The sequence below is a fragment of the Streptomyces murinus genome, assembly GCF_002154555.1.
GTDB lineage: Bacteria > Actinomycetota > Actinomycetes > Streptomycetales > Streptomycetaceae > Streptomyces > Streptomyces murinus.
This window is the reverse complement of the sequence record NZ_MUNF01000078.1, coordinates 1-18,244: the sequence shown is the minus strand read 5'-3', so window position 1 is coordinate 18,244 and position 18,244 is coordinate 1. Positions and strand designations below refer to the sequence as shown.

The window sequence follows — 18,244 nt, the reverse complement described above, 5'->3', positions numbered from 1 at the left end:
CGGCGGGTTTGCCCCGCCGACCACCCGAAATTCACCCCGTGAGAGAGCGTGCCCTGTGGCTGACGTACCTGCCGATCTTGCCGCAGTGTGGCCACGCGTACTGGAGCAGCTGCTCGGCGGGGAGGGCCGCGGGCAGGGTGTCGAGGTCAAGGACGAACACTGGATCCGCCGTTGTCAGCCGCTCGCGCTGGTCGCGGACACCGCTCTGCTCGCCGTACCGAACGAATTCGCGAAGAACGTACTGGAGGGCCGTCTCGCCCCGATCGTCAGCGAGACGCTGAGCCGTGAGTGCGGCCGCCCCATCCGTATCGCGATCACCGTCGACGACTCCGCGGGCGAGCCCCCGGCCCCGAGCACGCCGCAGCCGGCCCCCTCGCGCTACGAGGAGCCGGAGTTGCCCCAAGGCCCGTCGTACGAGGGCTACGGCCGGCACCGCGCGGACCAGCACCCGGGCGGCGAACCGTCCTCGCGCGGCGACCAGTTGCCCACCGCGCGCCCGGCCTACCCCGCCGAGTACCAGCGTCCGGAGCCCGGCGCCTGGCCGCGCGGCGGACAGGACGACTACGGCTGGCAGCAGCAGCGGCTCGGCTTCCCCGAGCGCGACCCGTACGCCTCGCCGTCCTCCCACGCGCACCCGCAGGACCCCTACGGGTCGCCGGTCCACGACTACCGCCAGCAGGGCATGGACCGGGCGCCGTACGAGCAGCAGCGCGGCGAGTACGACGGCCCGCGCGACCGGGACCGCGGGGACCGCGAACGGGGTGAGCGCGGGGAGTACGAGCCCTCGCGCCCCGACTACGACAAGCCGCGCTCCGAGTACGAGCGGTCCGACTACGACCGGTCCGACTACGAGAAGTCGCGCACCGAGTACGACCAGCGCGACCCGGTCCGCCGTGAGCTGCCCGAGCAGCCGATGGGCCCCGGGCCCGCGCACCGCGGCGGGACCGGGCGGCCGGACAACTCCCCGGCGGGGACGTCAGGACCGCCAGCCGCCAAGCCCGGGCCCGCGAGCGGTCCCGGTGAGCCGACGGCGCGGCTGAACCCGAAGTACCTCTTCGACACGTTCGTCATCGGCGCGTCCAACCGGTTCGCGCACGCGGCCGCGGTGGCGGTCGCGGAGGCACCGGCGAAGGCGTACAACCCGCTGTTCATCTATGGGGAGTCGGGACTCGGCAAGACCCATCTGCTGCACGCCATCGGGCACTACGCGCGCAGCCTCTACCCGGGCACCCGGGTGCGGTACGTGAGCTCGGAGGAGTTCACCAACGAGTTCATCAACTCCATCCGCGACGGCAAGGGCGACAGCTTCCGCAAGCGGTACCGCGAGATGGACATCCTGCTCGTGGACGACATCCAGTTCCTCGCGGACAAGGAGTCGACGCAGGAGGAGTTCTTCCACACCTTCAATACGCTCCACAACGCCAACAAGCAGATCGTGCTCTCCAGCGACCGGCCGCCCAAACAGCTGGTCACCCTGGAGGACCGGCTGCGCAACCGCTTCGAGTGGGGCCTGATCACCGACGTGCAGCCGCCCGAGCTGGAGACGCGGATCGCGATCCTGCGCAAGAAGGCGGTCCAAGAGCAGCTCAACGCGCCGCCGGAGGTGCTGGAGTTCATCGCGTCCCGGATCTCGCGGAACATCCGTGAGCTGGAGGGCGCGCTGATCCGGGTGACGGCGTTCGCCTCGCTCAACCGGCAGCCGGTGGACCTGGGGCTCACCGAGATCGTGCTCAAGGACCTGATCCCGGGCGGGGAGGACTCCGCGCCGGAGATCACGGCCTCGGCGATCATGGCGGCGACCGCGGACTACTTCGGGCTGACCGTCGAGGACCTGTGCGGAACCTCGCGGGGGCGGGCGCTGGTGACGGCCCGGCAGATCGCAATGTATCTGTGCCGGGAGCTGACGGACCTGTCGCTGCCGAAGATCGGGGCGCAGTTCGGCGGGCGGGACCATACGACGGTGATGCACGCCGACCGGAAGATCCGGGCGCTGATGGCGGAGCGGCGGTCGATCTACAACCAGGTGACGGAGCTGACGAACCGGATCAAGAACGGCTAGCCGCCGGTCTCGGCCGGCTTGTCGCCGAGGGCGTCTTCGGGACTGAGGTCTCGGGGGCGCCTTTTCGTATGTGTGGGCTTCTGCGGGGGCGCAGGACGGCTGAGGCGGGCCGGGGTGGGTCACGCGCACCAGCGGTGGGCGGGTGCCTCCCCCGGAGGCGGTGCCGACGTCACCGGAGCGCTCGGGCCCCTCAGCAGAGCTTCCAGCCGCCCGTTTCCCGGCCGCCCCGTGACGGACGCGGCCGCCATCGGCACGGCCGGAGCGGCCCGGTGACGGCCGCTGCGGCCGCCGCGGCGGTCCGCTCGGCACCTCGGCCGCCACCGCGGTCGTCATCGCAGTCGTCATCGACTGTTCGATTTCTCGTCGGGTTACGGCCGCCCTCCACAGATTTGGGGACTTTCTTTCTTCCACATGGTGGGGATGGTGAAGTTGTCCCGAGCTGTGTCCACAGGGAGGGCGGGGAGATCGCGTCGACGCAGCTCAGGTGGCTGTGGAATCGTGGATGACGGTGATCCACAGGCTGTGGACGACGAGATGATCCACAGGCTGTGCAGAAAGTTGTCCACCGACAACCCACAGGCTGGGGGCGGTTGTCCCCAGTGTGGCGCGGCTTCTCCACATGGCTGTCCACTGTTCGGCAACGCGACGCACTCTCTCACCGCGTCGAGTGAAAGGCGTCACACAAAGGTGCCGGGTTGGGGTGTGGGAAACCTGGGTATTCCTGGGGACACAGCTGGGGAGAACTGCCCTCGTCCTGTGGGCGAGGTGTGCAGAACTTTCTGTTCTCCACAGATACCCCGGGTTGTCCACCGCCTCCATACACAGGCCCGGTGGACAAAAAACACGCGCTGAGCTGGGCAAACGTGGTTATCCACGGTATCCACAGGCCCTACTACTACTCCCAACTAGAGAGAGCTCGGCAATCGCTTTGAAGCGGGGGCTGTGCACAACTCGCTGTTTCGAGCCCGACTGCCGCTCGGTCCGACTTGACCCCGACGGGCACCTACTGTCAGTGCGGTGCGTCAGACTGGTCCCCGGTGTCCTGCCCTTCGCAGTGGGCGGTGACACCGAGTCGGAGGACTCAGAAGCAACAGCAGGAGGCGGCTTACGGTGAAGATCCGGGTGGAACGCGACGTACTGGCGGAGGCAGTGGCCTGGGCGGCACGCAGCCTGCCTGCCCGTCCGCCGGCGCCTGTGCTCGCCGGCCTGCTGCTGAAGGCCGAGGACGGCCAGCTGAGCCTGTCCAGCTTCGACTACGAGGTGTCCGCTCGGGTGAGCGTCGACGCCGAGGTCGAGGAGGAGGGCACCGTCCTGGTCTCCGGCCGGCTGCTCGCCGACATCTCCCGTGCGCTGCCCAACCGGCCGGTGGAGATTTCCACAGACGGTGTACGGGCGACCGTGGTCTGTGGATCGTCCCGCTTCACGCTGCACACCCTCCCGGTGGAGGAGTACCCGGCGCTGCCGCAGATGCCGAACGCGACCGGCACCGTGCCCGGCGAGGTCTTCGCCGCCGCCGTGTCCCAGGTGGCCATCGCCGCGGGCCGCGACGACACGCTGCCCGTGCTCACCGGTGTGCGCATCGAGATCGAGGGCGACACGGTGACCCTGGCGTCCACCGACCGCTACCGGTTCGCGGTCCGCGAGTTCCTGTGGAAGCCGGAGAACCCGGAGGCGTCCGCGGTCGCCCTGGTGCCCGCCAAGACGCTGCTGGACACCGCGAAGTCGCTCGGTGCCGGGGACAGCGTGACGCTGGCCCTGTCGGGCTCCGGCGCGGGCGAGGGCCTCATCGGCTTCGAGGGCGCCGGCCGGCGTACGACCACGCGACTGCTCGAGGGCGACCTGCCCAAGTACCGGACGCTGTTCCCGACCGAGTTCAACTCGGTCGCGGTGATCGAGACGGCGCCGTTCGTGGAGGCCGTCAAGCGTGTCGCGCTGGTGGCCGAGCGGAACACCCCGGTGCGGCTGAGCTTCGAGCAGGGCGTGCTGATCCTGGAGGCCGGTTCCAGCGACGACGCACAGGCTGTGGAGCGGGTCGACGCGCAGCTGGAGGGCGACGACATCTCGATCGCCTTCAACCCGACCTTCCTGCTGGACGGTCTGAGCGCGATCGACTCGCCGGTGGCGCAGCTGTCGTTCACGACGTCCACGAAGCCCGCACTGCTCAGCGGCAAGCCGGCGCTGGACGCGGAGGCCGACGAGGCCTACAAGTACCTGATCATGCCGGTGCGGCTCAGCGGCTGATCGCGGCCGACCGTCGTCCACAGGTGTGCACGGTGCCGGGCGTCCGCGAGGGCGTCCGGCACCGCCGCCTGGTGGCGCCGGATGAGCGCCGGAGCCCACAACTGTGCGTGAGCGGGGCCGTTTAGGCTCGGGGCGGCACTCCCGTGCCCCAGACGCCAGCAGCGACCCTAAGGAACACAACTGATGGAGCTCGGTCTCGTCGGCCTCGGCAAAATGGGCGGCAACATGCGCGAGCGGATCCGCCGCGCGGGCCACACCGTCGTCGGATACGACCGCAACCCCGATGTCGCGGATGTCCACAGCCTGGAAGAGCTTGTGGGCAAGCTCAGCGCCCCGCGCGTGGTGTGGGTGATGGTCCCGGCCGGCGAGCCCACCCAGTCGACCGTCGATCAGCTCGCCGAGCTGCTGGAGCCGGGCGACGTGGTCGTGGACGGCGGCAACTCCCGCTGGACGGACGACGAGAAGCACGCCGGGGAACTGGCCGCCAAGGGCATAGGTTTCGTGGACTGCGGCGTCTCCGGCGGCGTCTGGGGCCTGGAGAACGGGTACGCGCTGATGTACGGCGGTGAAGCCGAACACGTCGCCCGGGTGCAGCCGGTCTTCGACGCGCTCAAGCCGGAGGGCGACTTCGGCTCGGTGCACGCCGGCAAGGTCGGCGCGGGCCATTTCGCGAAGATGGTCCACAACGGCATCGAGTACGCCATGATGCAGGCCTACGCCGAGGGCTGGGAGCTGCTGGAGAAGGTCGACTCCGTCACGGACGTCCGTGAGGTCTTCCGCTCCTGGCAGGAGGGCACCGTCATCCGCTCCTGGCTGCTCGACCTCGCGGTGAACGCCCTGGACGAGGACGAGCACCTGGACGACCTGCGCGGTTACGCCCAGGACTCCGGTGAGGGACGCTGGACCGTGGAGGCCGCGATCGACAACGCGGTGCCGCTGCCCGCGATCACCGCGTCGCTGTTCGCGCGGTTCGCCTCCCGCCAGGAGGACTCGCCGCAGATGAAGATGATCGCCGCGCTGCGCAACCAGTTCGGCGGCCACGCCGTAGAGAAGAAGTAGTCCAGGGGGTCGCCCCGCGGCCCACAGCCCGTTCGACCCACAGCCCGTACGTCGCGCGGAAGCGGAAGGAGGCCGGCGCACCGCCCATGCACGTCACGCATCTCTCGCTGGCCGACTTCCGCTCGTACGCGCGGGCCGAGGTCCCGCTCGACCCGGGCGTCACCGCCTTCGTCGGGCCCAACGGCCAGGGCAAGACCAACCTGGTGGAGGCGGTCGGCTATCTGGCGACCCTGGGCAGCCACCGGGTCGCCTCCGACGCGCCCCTGGTGCGCATGGGCGCCGAGCGCGCCGTCATCAGGGCGCAGGTCCGCCAGGGCGACCGGCAGCAGCTGGTCGAGCTGGAGCTGAACCCCGGCCGCGCCAACCGCGCCCGGATCAACAGGTCCTCGCAGGTCAGACCCCGGGACGTGCTGGGCATCGTACGGACCGTGCTGTTCGCGCCCGAGGACCTCGCCCTGGTGAAGGGCGACCCCGGGGAGCGGCGCAGGTTCCTGGACGAGCTGATCACCGCGCGGTCCCCGCGGATGGCCGGGGTGCGCTCCGACTACGAGCGGGTGCTCAAACAGCGCAACACGCTCCTGAAGTCCGCGGCGCTCGCCCGCAGGCACGGCGGCAGGACCATGGACCTGTCCACGCTCGACGTGTGGGACCAGCACCTCGCGCACGCCGGTGCCGAGCTGCTCGCCCGCCGGCTCGATCTGATCGCCGCGCTGCGGCCGCTGGCCGACAAGGCGTACGAGCAGCTGGCCCCCGGCGGCGGCCCGCTCGCGCTGGAGTACAAGCCGTCCGCGCCCGGCGAGGCCCACACCCGCGAGGATCTGTACGCGCAGCTGCTGGCCGCCCTGGCCGAGGCGCGCAAGCAGGAGATCGAGCGGGGCGTCACCCTCGTCGGCCCTCATCGGGACGACCTGGTCCTGAAACTCGGCCAGTTGCCCGCCAAGGGCTACGCCTCGCACGGCGAGTCCTGGTCGTACGCCCTCGCCCTGCGCCTCGCCTCGTACGAGCTGCTGCGCGCCGAGGGCAACGAGCCCGTCCTCGTCCTGGACGACGTCTTCGCCGAGCTGGACGCGCGCCGCCGCGAGCGGCTCGCCGAGCTGGTCGCGCCCGGCGAGCAGGTGCTGGTCACCGCGGCCGTGGACGACGACGTCCCGCATGTGCTGGCCGGGGCGCGGTACTCCGTCTCGGGTGGGACGGTGGAACGCGTATGAGCGGCGAGAAGGACAGCTCGGGCAAGAGCGGCGAGCCCTCCGGTGTGGACCTCGCGCGCGTGGCGTTGCGCGCGGCGAAGGAGCAGGCCCGGGCGCGCGGTGACGCGGCCCGGCAGAAGAAGCAGGCCCGGCGCGGCGGCGGGCTGCGGTCCGGGGCGCGCGCCGACGGCCGCGACCCGATGGCGCTCGGTTCGGCGATCAACCGGCTGATCACCGAGCGCGGCTGGGAGACCCCGGCTGCCGTGGGCGGGGTGATGGGCCGCTGGCCGCAGATCGTCGGCGAGGACCTGGCCAAGCACTGTGTGCCGCAGCGCTACGACGAGGACGAGCGGGTGCTCGTGGTGGCCTGCGACTCCACGGCCTGGGCGACCCAGCTGCGGCTGCTCGCGCCTGCCCTGGTCGCCCGGCTCAACGAGGATCTCGGCCATGGCACGGTCCGGCTGATCAAGGTGCACGGCCCCGGTGGCCCGGCCCGCCGCTACGGCCCGCTGCGGGCCCCGGGAAGCATGGGTCCTGGCGACACCTACGGGTGACGTACCTCACGTCGCGTCCTCTCGTCACCCCCCTCTGTCCTGCGGGTTTGCCCTGCGCGCGCCCGTGTGCGCACGGGTGCGGGACGCGTACTGACCCTGGAGTAGCCAAGGGTTGACGGCTCGAAGCTCTGAGTGCCGCTGTGAGGCTCTTGGAGCCCCCTTCCGTATATCGGTACCCGGCCGAGACCGGTTCAGGGCGGCACATGGGGACTCAGGTACCGGCAAACCCCCATCGATGTCAGCGCTACCGGTAGACTGGAAGCCAATCCCGCCCCAATGTGGGGACCGCCCGGGAAAAGCTGAGCAACGCTGATCAAGGCTTACCAACGCAACATGCCGCAGCCGCTCCGGCAGCCGTCCCCCACCGGGGGTGCCCCCAGGAGCCCGGCTCGTGCTGTGCCAGTGCCAGAAAGGGCGCTTCGTGGCCGATTCCGGCAACCCCAACGAGAACATCCCGTCCACCGACGCCGGCGTGAACGCCGAGGCCCCGGCCTCGACGGCCTCGTACGACGCCAGCGCCATCACCGTGCTCGAAGGGCTGGACGCGGTCCGCAAGCGGCCCGGCATGTACATCGGCTCCACGGGCGAGCGCGGACTGCACCACCTGGTGTACGAGGTCGTCGACAACTCGGTCGACGAGGCGCTGGCGGGTTACGCGGACCTCATCGACGTGACGATCCTGCCCGACGGCGGCGTCCGCGTCGTCGACAACGGCCGTGGCATCCCGGTCGGCATCGTGCCCTCCGAGGGGAAGCCGGCCCTGGAGGTCGTGCTGACCGTGCTGCACGCGGGCGGCAAGTTCGGCGGCGGCGGCTACGCCGTCTCCGGCGGTCTGCACGGTGTCGGCGTGTCCGTCGTGAACGCCCTGTCCGGCAAGGTCTCCGTCGAGGTCAAGACCGACGGGTACCGGTGGACGCAGGACTACAAGATGGGCGTGCCCACCGCCCCGCTGGCCCAGCACGAGGCCACCGAGGAGACCGGCACGTCGGTCACCTTCTGGGCCGACCCGGAGATCTTCGAGACCACCGAGTACTCCTTCGAGACGCTGTCCCGGCGCTTCCAGGAGATGGCCTTCCTCAACAAGGGCCTGAACATCAGGCTCACCGACGAGCGCGAGTCGGCGAAGGCCACCAGCGGCGCGGACGAGGCGGGCGCGGACGAGAAGGCCGAGGTCAAGTCGGTCACGTACCACTACGAGGGCGGCATCGTCGACTTCGTGAAGTACCTCAACTCCCGCAAGGGAGAGGTGGTGCACCCGACCATCATCGACCTGGAGGCGGAGGACAAGGACAAGAGCCTGTCCCTCGAGGTCGCGATGCAGTGGAACAGCGGCTACAGCGAGGGTGTCTACTCGTTCGCCAACATCATCCACACGCATGAGGGCGGCACCCACGAGGAGGGCTTCCGCGCCGCGCTGACGTCGCTGATCAACAAGTACGCGCGCGACAAGAAGCTGCTCCGGGAGAAGGACGACAACCTCACCGGTGACGACATCCGCGAGGGTCTGACCGCGATCATCTCGGTCAAGCTCAGCGAGCCGCAGTTCGAGGGCCAGACCAAGACCAAGCTGGGCAACACGGAGGCCAAGACCTTCGTGCAGAAGGCGGTCTACGAGCACCTGAACGACTGGCTGGACCGCAACCCGAACGAGGCCGCGGACATCATCCGCAAGGGCATCCAGGCCGCCACCGCGCGTGTCGCCGCCCGCAAGGCGCGTGACCTCACGCGGCGCAAGGGCCTGCTGGAGTCGGCGTCCCTGCCGGGCAAGCTGTCCGACTGCCAGTCGAACGACCCCACCAAGTGCGAGATCTTCATCGTCGAGGGTGACTCCGCCGGCGGTTCGGCCAAGTCCGGCCGCAACCCGCAGTACCAGGCGATCCTCCCGATCCGCGGCAAGATCCTGAACGTGGAGAAGGCCAGGATCGACAAGATCCTGCAGAACCAGGAGATCCAGGCGCTGATCTCCGCCTTCGGCACGGGTGTGCACGAGGACTTCGACATCGAGAAGCTCCGCTATCACAAGATCATCCTGATGGCGGACGCCGACGTCGACGGCCAGCACATCAGCACCCTGCTGCTGACCTTCCTGTTCCGTTTCATGCGGCCGCTGGTCGAGGCCGGGCACGTGTACCTCTCCCGGCCGCCGCTCTACAAGCTCAAGTGGGGCCGGGACGACATCGAGTACGCCTACTCGGACCGCGAGCGCGACGCGCTGATCGAGATGGGCCGCCAGCGCGGCAAGCGCGTCCGCGAGGACTCCATCCAGCGCTTCAAGGGCCTCGGCGAGATGAACGCCGAGGAACTGCGCGTGACCACGATGGACCAGGAGCACCGCGTGCTCGGCCAGGTCACCCTGGACGACGCCGCCCAGGCCGACGACCTGTTCTCGGTGCTGATGGGCGAGGACGTCGAGGCACGCCGCCAGTTCATCCAGCGCAACGCCAAGGACGTCCGCTTCCTCGACATCTGAGTCGGTCTCAGCTGACCGCACAGGGAAGGATCTTCACCAGCAATGGCCGACGAGAACACTCCAGTCACCCCCGAAGAGGGCGGCGAACTCGCCATGCGTGTCGAGCCCGTCGGGCTCGAGACCGAGATGCAGCGCTCGTACCTGGACTACGCGATGTCCGTCATCGTGTCCCGTGCGCTGCCCGACGTCCGGGACGGCCTCAAGCCCGTCCACCGGCGCGTGCTGTACGCGATGTACGACGGCGGCTACCGCCCCGAGCGCGGCTTCTACAAGTGCGCCCGTGTCGTCGGTGACGTCATGGGCAACTACCACCCGCACGGCGACTCCTCCATCTACGACGCCCTGGTGCGACTCGCCCAGCCGTGGTCGATGCGGATGCCGCTGGTGGACTCCAACGGCAACTTCGGCTCCCCGGGCAACGACCCGGCCGCGGCGATGCGCTACACCGAGTGCAAGCTGGCGCCGCTGTCGATGGAGATGGTCCGCGACATCGACGAGGAGACCGTCGACTTCACGGACAACTACGACGGCCGCTCCCAGGAGCCGACCGTCCTGCCGTCCCGCTTCCCGAACCTGCTGATCAACGGCTCGGCCGGCATCGCGGTCGGCATGGCGACCAACATCCCGCCGCACAACCTGCGCGAGGTCGCGGCCGGCGCCCAGTGGTACCTGGAGAACCCCGAAGCCTCGCACGAGGAGCTGCTCGACGCGCTCATGGAGCGCATCAAGGGCCCCGACTTCCCGACCGGCGCCCTGGTGGTGGGCCGCAAGGGCATCGAGGAGGCGTACCGCACCGGGCGCGGCTCGATCACGATGCGCGCGGTGGTCGAGGTCGAGGAGATCCAGGGCCGGCAGTGCCTGGTGGTGACCGAGCTGCCGTACCAGGTGAACCCGGACAACCTGGCGCAGAAGATCGCCGACCTGGTGAAGGACGGCAAGATCGGCGGCATCGCGGACGTCCGCGACGAGACGTCCTCGCGCACCGGCCAGCGTCTGGTGATCGTCCTCAAGCGGGACGCCGTCGCCAAGGTCGTGCTGAACAACCTGTACAAGCACACCGACCTCCAGACGAACTTCGGCGCCAACATGCTGGCGCTGGTCGACGGCGTGCCGCGCACGCTGTCCCTGGACGCGTTCATCCGGCACTGGGTGACGCACCAGATCGAGGTCATCGTGCGCCGGACCCGCTTCCGGCTGCGCAAGGCCGAGGAGCGCGCGCACATCCTGCGCGGTCTGCTGAAGGCCCTGGACGCCATCGACGAGGTCATCGCGCTGATCCGGCGCAGCGACACCGTCGACATCGCGCGCACCGGCCTGATGGGCCTCCTGGAGATCGACGAGATCCAGGCCAACGCGATCCTGGAGATGCAGCTGCGGCGCCTGGCGGCCCTGGAGCGGCAGAAGATCGTCCAGGAGCACGACGAGCTCCAGGCGAAGATCAACGAGTACAACCAGATCCTGGCCTCCCCGGTGCGCCAGCGCGGCATCGTCAGCGAGGAGCTGGCCGCGATCGTCGAGAAGTACGGCGACGACCGTAAGACCAAGCTGATCCCGTACGAGGGCGACATGTCCATCGAGGACCTGATCGCCGAGGAGGACATCGTCGTCACCGTCTCGCGCGGCGGTTACGTCAAGCGGACCAAGACGGACGACTACCGGGCGCAGAAGCGCGGCGGCAAGGGGGTGCGGGGCACGAAGCTGAAGGAGGACGACATCGTCGACCACTTCTTCGTCTCCACCACGCACCACTGGCTGCTGTTCTTCACCAACAAGGGCCGGGTGTACCGGGCCAAGGCGTACGAGCTGCCCGAGGCGGGCCGGGAGGCGCGCGGCCAGCACGTGGCGAACCTGCTCGCCTTCCAGCCGGACGAGGCGATCGCCGAGATCCTCGCCATCCGGGACTACGAGGCGGCGCCGTACCTGGTGCTGGCCACCAAGTCCGGCCTGGTCAAGAAGACGCCTCTGAAGGATTACGATTCGCCCCGCTCCGGCGGTGTGATCGCGATCAACCTGCGGGAGCGCGAGGACGGCGGCGACGACGAGCTGATCGGCGCAGAGCTGGTCTCGGCCGACGACGACCTGCTGCTGATCAGCAAGAAGGCGCAGTCGATCCGGTTCACCGCCACGGACGAGTCCCTTCGCCCGATGGGCCGCGCCACCTCCGGCGTCAAGGGGATGAGTTTCCGCGAGGGCGACGAGCTTCTCTCGATGAATGTGGTGCGACCCGGTACGTTCGTGTTCACTGCCACCGACGGCGGGTACGCGAAGCGGACCCTCGTCGACGAGTACCGCGTCCAGGGCCGCGGCGGCCTCGGCATCAAGGCCGCCAAGATCGTGGAGGACCGCGGTTCGCTCGTCGGGGCGCTGGTCGTGGAGGAGACCGACGAGATCCTCGCGATCACCTTGTCCGGTGGTGTGATTCGCACGCGAGTCAACGAGGTCAGGGAGACGGGCCGTGACACCATGGGCGTCCAACTGATCAACCTGGGCAAGCGCGATGCCGTGGTAGGTATCGCACGTAACGCCGAGGCGGGGCGCGAGGCGGAGGAGGTCGACGGTGAGGACGCCGACGACATCACCGCCGAGGAGGCCCAGGCCACCGGCACGGACGAGGGTGAGGCGCCCTCGGCCGAGTAGCACGAGGAGTGAGTCATCGTGAGCGGAGCCACGGGCGCCGGATCGGCCGGTACCTCCACGGGTACGGAGACGGACGGCGGCGGCCGTGGCTCCGCCGCGCATGCGGGGACGGCCACCGACCCGCATACGACCAACCTGAAGCCGGTGCGGGCGTCCGCGGCGGACGCTTCCGGCACGTCTGCACCCCAGGGGGGAACTGTGACGGACACCCGAGGCCCGGCCGCGGCCGGCGAGGCGCAGTCGTCGTCTCCGCTCCCCGGGGAGCGGCGCCCCGAGCAGCCCGGCGGGCCGTACCACCCGCCGCAGGCCTACCCGGCGCAGCCGGCGGCCGGCGGGGTACGGCGTCCCCGTACCGGGGTGCGGACCGCGCCGCGCACCCGTAAGGCGCGGCTGCGGGTGGCCAAGGCCGACCCGTGGTCGGTGATGAAGGTCAGCTTCCTGCTCTCCATCGCGCTCGGCATCTGCACGATCGTCGCCTCGGCGGTGCTGTGGATGGTCATGGACGCGATGGGCGTGTTCTCCACGGTCGGCGGCACGATCTCGGAGGCGACCGGCTCGAACGAGGCGAACGGCTTCGACCTCCAGTCCTTCCTCTCGCTTCCGCACGTCCTGATGTTCACGACGATCATCGCGGCCATCGACGTCGTCCTGGCGACCGCGCTGGCCACGCTCGCCGCCTTCATCTACAACCTCTCCGCGGGCTTCGTCGGCGGCGTCGAACTGACCCTCGCCGAGGACGAGTGACGGCCGCCGGGAACCGATTTTGGGACTGACGTGGTCGTGCGCTAATCTTCAGGAGTCAGCGCGCGGGACACACACCGCAAAGCGCGGCGGGGCTATAGCTCAGTTGGTTAGAGCGCATCCCTGATAAGGATGAGGCCACAGGTTCAAATCCTGTTAGCCCCACCAGCGAAAAGACCCCCGGTCCGGATGGACTGGGGGTCTTTGACATCTACGGCTGACATCAACGGCCGTGAACCGCGACGGTCAACCGATGAGTGGGTCTTCGAGGAGCTGCGGCGGAGCCCCAGCACGAGGACCAGGACGCAGGCCGCGTAGAGGCGGTGGGCGCGGGATGCCCGCAGGAAGGCGACAGCCTCACGCGCGCTCCAAACCTTGCCCTTGTCCTTGCTCACCTTGGGCATGTCCACCAGGAGGGCGACGTTGCGCGTCAGGATCTCCTCACGGATGGCCCGGTTGGGAGCGTTGCGCAGTACCGCGGCACCTTGAAGCGGGTGGCGGCCCCGACCTCCTCACCCTTCAGCGTGGCCATGAATGTACGGACCTGCGCCGGCGTGAGCTTTGTCAACGGCTTCTTGGCCAGGTGCGGCAGCAGGTACAGCCTGATCTTGGACTCGTACTTGATGCAGGTGTTGTGCTCCCGTTCCGGCTTGACGATGTACTCCAGTCAGTAGCCAGCCACTCACCGACCGTCCAGGCTCGCGAGGGCACTGGGATGTCGTTTCGCTCCTGCTCCTGGAGTTGCCGAGCTTTTCGTTGGCCTCGTCCCAGGTCGTGCCATAAACGTACTTCCGGACGCGGTTGCCGTCCGTGTCGGTGACATACGCGGCGCTCTGGTAGCGACTGTCCGTGCGCTTGGCGATGGCGCCCCCGCCGTTGGGCCGTCGCTTGGCCATCAGGCAGCCTCACCGATCTGCCCCGTACTGAAGGGGCGTCAAGATCGTTCGTACAGTGGCGCGCTCCACCTTGACGCTCCCGAACCACGCCCGCTCCACGGTGTGTGGGTCGACGGCGGACGGGATGGGAGCTGAGGCGGGTGGTGGGTCAAGCAAAGAAACAGCCGCCGAGCGCTGGAACGAAGGCTCTAACGCCCGTGACGGTTCTCCGCTCTGACGAAGTTCTACCTGGTCAGGACATATTTAGGGCGTGGCGAGGTGTTCATGGGTGTACATGCTCCGTACAAGCGCACAGGCGCATGCCAACCCCCAGCTCTCAAGAGGAAGTTGCAGCGGCGTACTGTGTCGCGCTAGCCTCGAAAAATCGCCGGCGATTATCGTATTAATTCGCCGGCCAAAACGGCGAGGGGCGGGACGGTGGGCGAAAGCGACGACAGCATCAAGGAGATGCTAGCGGGGAAGGACGTTCGGCCGACCTGGTTTGAGACGGTCGCCTTCCGGTCCGTGATCGGTGACATGGTCGCGTTCAACTTCATGCAGCAACTCCCGTCACTCGTCGAGCTTCGAGCCCGCCAGGAGTCCGGAGTCATCATCCGCAAGGACTACGACCTCGACGACGACGAGTACGGGAACCGCCCGGTGGACCCGAAGCACGTCGAGCGCATCGCGGCGGGCTTGTACAACCGCCCCGACACTCCGGTTCAGCAGATTCAGCTGGCCATCGCGGAGGACACGGACGGCGAACCCACGTTCCACTGGGAGCACTTCAGTCAGTTGTCGCCAGGTGTGGAGCTTGGAAGGTTCAAGCTCTACCAGGGCGTGCCGATGCACATCGAGAACGGCCAACACACTCTGGACGCGCTTGCGCGGACGTGGCTGAGGGTCAAGGGCGCGATGTACGGCCGTGACGCCGAGGTCCAGGAAGTGTTGTCACAGGCGGCCGCGCCGATCCAGATCCTGGTGCAGAACGATCGGGACGAAGTAACGAGGCTCTTCGTCGTAGCCGGCCAGACCAAACCCATTCCGGCTGCGCTGATGACGGCGCTGGACCAGTCCTCGTACGCGAATCGCCTAGGCACGCAGGTGGGCCGACAGGCTCGACTCCTCCGGGATGAGCCTGATCGCCTGGTGTATCTCCGGACCGCAGCGAAGGAAGAGACGCTCTACACCACCGCTCACATGCGCGGGTACGCCACGGCGATGCTGATCGGATTTCGCGACCGGACGCCCGACGCCAGGGAGACCAACGTCATCAAGGCTCTCGAAGCTGAGGCCGAGGCAGCAGACGACAGCAATGCGAACCTCAACGACGTACTAGAGGATGTAGTTGCGCAGATCGTAAAGATCACGGACTACGCGTACGACCGCATGCCGGGGTGGAAGGATCTGCGCCGCAGTTCGGATGGTGAGGGGCTGACGCCGAAGCGGTTCCGTAGCGAGTATCTGCATGGCTCCCCGGCAGGGCTGTATGTCGTGGGCGCGGTTCTCGGAGCGGCACGGTTCTGTGGAATCTCGCTTGAGCGCACTGTAGATGCCCTGGCGGATCTGCCCTGGGAGCGCACAGCCGGCAAGGTTCGCAAGGTAGAAGGCGTGGAGAGGAAAGTGCACCCGCTCTTCGACAACACACTCGTACGGTTCGAGCGACAGGTAGCCGTGGACGGCGACATCATCTGGACGCCGACCACTGCGGGTGGCGCACGAACGAACTACGAGGCGGCTGCCGCGGCGGTGCTGAAGACTCTCGCCAAGAATGACCCGGCGTTCCACGACATGACGCTCGTGCCCGTGCTTGTGCACCTTGGCCTGCGCTCCGCGAACCGCCGTGGCCGGCCGCGCAAGACGGCAGTGGAGTGACGCCTCACAGACATGGCCGTCCTACCACAAAGGACGGCCAGTAGTAAGAAACAGCTGGTGGGGCCGCATCTCAGTCGCCAAACAGATACCGCGACCCCACCTGGACAACCGAAAGGGGTTGCAGTGTCAGTAGACCTCAACCAGCACCCGCCCGACAACCACAGCTGGTGGGACCAGATCGTCGAGGCCGCGTTGTTCCTGACCGTGGTGGCCTTCGGGTTCGCGGCACTCGATGCGGCCACACCACTAAACCTTGAGGCCTACTTCGTGAGCATCGTCGGGGCTCTTGGTGCCACCATGCTTACGCAGTGGAACGGCCCTGAGCCGCCCGGCGGCGGGCCGGCCCTGAGGCTTGCAGTCTGATCATCCAGGACCGTCTTCGCGAAGGCACCACTGCTGGGCCACGGGACTGTCAAGGTGCCGGTTGATGGCTGACACCAGTTCCTGACACCAACAGGGGCGAACTTCAGCGGTCGGCACCGAACCTCGGCGTAGAACCAATCGAGACACATCACGGGGTGTCCGACGTCGGAGGTTCACTCTGATCGACCTGATAAGGATGAGGCCACAGGTTCAAATCCTGTTAGCCCCACCAGCACGAAGACCCTCAGCCGATTATGGCTGGGGGTCTTCGACGTGTACGGCCGACATCAACGGCCGTGAGGTGATGCATGTAGTGTCGATTGCGACCAGCTGCCTCTTCGTTTGGGGGAAATACGAATGAGGAAGGGCCCGTTCATCACAGTGGTCGCCGTCACTGCGATGCTTGGAACCGCGCTCGGTTCCCTCGCGTTCCAGCTCCGCGCGGCCGGCTACGAGCAGTACGTCGAGTCCGTGGCCACCTTCAGCGTGCTGATGTACGTCACCTCGGTTCTGGCCGCGGTGACGTGGGTCCGCGACGGGCGGCCGCACGCGAACTGAAGTGCGCCGTCCGACGACGAAGCGGGCACGGCGTCCGCGTAGCTGAAAGGACGGAACCAGGGGGCTCGTGGAGATCGTGGAGCGGGAGCTGGCCGAGCCCTGGGAGGGGCTGCTGGCCTCCCCCGTGGGCGGCGGCGCGGCCGGGGTGCTGGTGCTGGGCGGGTCCAGTGGGCGGGTCATGCGGGAGCGGGCGCGGCTGCTCGCCCGGCAGGGGATCACCGCGCTCACGATCCGCTGGTTCGGCGGGCCCGGGCAGCCGCCGGGGATCTGTGAGGTCCCGCTGGAGACCTTCACCGCCGCCGTCGATCTGCTGCGCGGCACAGGGGCGCGCCGGATCGGTGTGCTCGGGGTCTCCAAGGGGGCCGAGGCGGCCCTGCTCACGGCCGTCCGCGACGACCGGGTGGACGTGGTGGCCGCCCTGTCGCCCAGCCCGCTGGTCTGGTGCAATGTCGGGCCCGGCCGGGACGGGGCCGACCGCCCGTACCGCTCGTGCTGGACCTGGCGGGGCCGGCCGCTGCCCTTCGTGCCGATGGACGACTCCTGGGCGCCGGCCGAGCCGGAGGGCGGGCCGGTCGCCATCCGGGGCTGGTACGAGCGCAGCGAGCGGACCTTCGCCGAGCTGCTCCCGGCGGCCGAGATCCCCGTCGAGGCGGCGCGGGCCGAGCTGATCCTGGTCGCGGGCGGCGACGACGCGATGTGGCCCTCGGGGCCCTACGCCGAGCGGCTGGCCGAGCGCCGGCGCGCGGCCGGGGCGGACGTCCGCCTGATCACCCGCGCCGACGCCGGCCACCGGCCCCTCTTCCCCGGTGAACTCCCCTCGCCGCCGTCCCCGGCCTTCCGGTACGGCGGCACACCGGAGGCCGACGGGCTGCTCGGCGCGGCCGCCTGGCCGCACCTCTTGGACGCGCTGCGGGGCTGAGCGGCTACGTGGCGGCTATTTGGTCACCTCCGCGGACTTGTAGGCGGTCTTGCCGGGGGCCGCGCAGACGAACCAGTTGGCGGTGGGGAACTCGCGGATCGACCTGATGACGCCGTTCACGTCGTGGAGCGCGGAGTTGTCAGGGGCGAGGTTCGCCACGGTCGTACTGCCGTCCTTCCAGTGGCAGGTGACCTGTCGTGCCGACGTGGCCACCGTGCCGATGACCAGGCGCGAGGGGCCGCTCTTGGCGATGAGCGGCTGGGGGAGGGCGTTGATCTGGGTTCCCTCCGGATGAGGCAGGTCGGCGGTGGTGTCGGAGGACACGATCAGGCGGGTGCCGTTCTGCTTGGGGCTTCCGAACTGGCGGATGACGAAGTAGCTCGTCCTGCCGATCAGGTCGGACGGGCTGCCCGAGGTCACCGGGACGAGGCCCCAGTCCGCCATGGCCTTCATCTGCCGGACGGCCTCGGCCCGGTCCCGGGGCGCCGTCCACACCCGCAGGGCCACGCTCCACTCCCTGCCGTCGTGGGTGCCGAAGCCCACCGTCGAGTCCACCGGTTCGTCGACCCGCGGCCTGCCGACCCCCGTATGCGCCGGTGCAGCCGACTCACGGTCGGGCAGCACCCGCACCGCCCCCACCGCGCCCCCCGCCACCACCGCGGCCGCGACCGCCGTCGCGGCCCACCGCCGGGCCCGGCGCCGCCGG

The 18,244-nt window shown here is 68.9% G+C and carries 14 protein-coding genes and 1 tRNA gene; 13 read left to right on the top strand and 2 right to left on the bottom strand.

From position 1 onward, the window contains the following. Positions 1-55: 55 nt before the first annotated feature. From dnaA to CCN72_RS06150, 9 genes are all read left to right on the top strand, one after another. The gene (gene dnaA, locus CCN72_RS06195; RefSeq protein ID WP_086806655.1) at positions 56-2,059 is read left to right on the top strand and encodes a chromosomal replication initiator protein DnaA; all 2,004 of its coding nucleotides are present in this window, start codon (positions 56-58) and stop codon (positions 2,057-2,059) included. A gap of 1,110 nt (positions 2,060-3,169) precedes the next feature. Further along, positions 3,170-4,300 carry a DNA polymerase III subunit beta gene (gene dnaN / locus CCN72_RS06185; RefSeq protein WP_085565623.1) on the top strand — a complete coding sequence of 377 codons (1,131 nt, stop codon included), beginning with the start codon at positions 3,170-3,172 and terminating at the stop codon, positions 4,298-4,300. A 183-nt stretch (positions 4,301-4,483) separates the two neighbouring features. Beyond that, on the top strand, positions 4,484-5,359 hold the full coding sequence (gene gnd, locus CCN72_RS06180; RefSeq protein ID WP_085565624.1) for a phosphogluconate dehydrogenase (NAD(+)-dependent, decarboxylating): 876 nt from the start codon (positions 4,484-4,486) through the stop codon (positions 5,357-5,359). 86 nt (positions 5,360-5,445) lie between these two features. Continuing rightward, entirely contained in the window at positions 5,446-6,567 is a 1,122-nt protein-coding gene (gene recF / locus CCN72_RS06175; protein WP_086806654.1) for a DNA replication/repair protein RecF, read from the top strand. Then, positions 6,564-7,100 (top strand): DciA family protein, encoded by a 537-nt coding sequence (locus CCN72_RS06170; RefSeq protein WP_085565626.1) that lies wholly within the window; start codon positions 6,564-6,566, stop codon positions 7,098-7,100. The genes recF and CCN72_RS06170 overlap by 4 nt, the downstream gene beginning before the upstream one ends. Positions 7,101-7,521: 421 nt before the next feature. Continuing rightward, a complete protein-coding gene (gene gyrB / locus CCN72_RS06165) occupies positions 7,522-9,570 on the top strand; it encodes a DNA topoisomerase (ATP-hydrolyzing) subunit B (RefSeq protein WP_037650806.1) in 2,049 nt (682 codons plus the stop codon). A gap of 42 nt (positions 9,571-9,612) precedes the next feature. Next, positions 9,613-12,207, top strand: a complete 2,595-nt coding sequence (gyrA, locus tag CCN72_RS06160; protein ID WP_086806653.1) for a DNA gyrase subunit A — start codon at positions 9,613-9,615, stop codon at positions 12,205-12,207. An 18-nt stretch (positions 12,208-12,225) separates the two neighbouring features. Beyond that, positions 12,226-12,951: a DUF3566 domain-containing protein gene (locus tag CCN72_RS06155; protein WP_086806652.1), complete on the top strand. Its 726-nt coding sequence runs from the start codon at positions 12,226-12,228 to the stop codon at positions 12,949-12,951. An 88-nt stretch (positions 12,952-13,039) separates the two neighbouring features. Next, positions 13,040-13,116, top strand: a tRNA-Ile gene (locus CCN72_RS06150). A gap of 262 nt (positions 13,117-13,378) precedes the next feature. Here CCN72_RS06150 and CCN72_RS40275 read toward each other — a convergent pair. After that, positions 13,379-13,540 carry a hypothetical protein gene (locus tag CCN72_RS40275; protein ID WP_244174144.1) on the bottom strand — a complete coding sequence of 54 codons (162 nt, stop codon included), beginning with the start codon at positions 13,538-13,540 and terminating at the stop codon, positions 13,379-13,381. 721 nt (positions 13,541-14,261) lie between these two features. Between CCN72_RS40275 and CCN72_RS06140 the strand changes: the two genes are divergently transcribed. From CCN72_RS06140 to CCN72_RS06125, 4 genes are all read left to right on the top strand, one after another. After that, positions 14,262-15,698 (top strand): DNA sulfur modification protein DndB, encoded by a 1,437-nt coding sequence (locus CCN72_RS06140; protein ID WP_086806651.1) that lies wholly within the window; start codon positions 14,262-14,264, stop codon positions 15,696-15,698. 123 nt (positions 15,699-15,821) lie between these two features. Beyond that, entirely contained in the window at positions 15,822-16,061 is a 240-nt protein-coding gene (locus CCN72_RS06135) for a hypothetical protein (RefSeq protein WP_086806650.1), read from the top strand. A 399-nt stretch (positions 16,062-16,460) separates the two neighbouring features. After that, positions 16,461-16,619, top strand: coding sequence for an SCO3870 family protein (locus CCN72_RS06130; RefSeq protein WP_244174143.1), 159 nt, complete (start codon positions 16,461-16,463; stop codon positions 16,617-16,619). Positions 16,620-16,686: 67 nt separating this feature from the next. Then, positions 16,687-17,538, top strand: a complete 852-nt coding sequence (locus tag CCN72_RS06125) for an acyl-CoA thioester hydrolase/BAAT C-terminal domain-containing protein (RefSeq protein WP_086806648.1) — start codon at positions 16,687-16,689, stop codon at positions 17,536-17,538. A gap of 15 nt (positions 17,539-17,553) precedes the next feature. On the opposite strand, the gene CCN72_RS06120 is transcribed toward CCN72_RS06125, so the two are convergent. Then, positions 17,554-18,244: hypothetical protein (locus tag CCN72_RS06120; RefSeq protein ID WP_158101326.1), on the bottom strand; the 691-nt coding region annotated here is incomplete at its 5' end.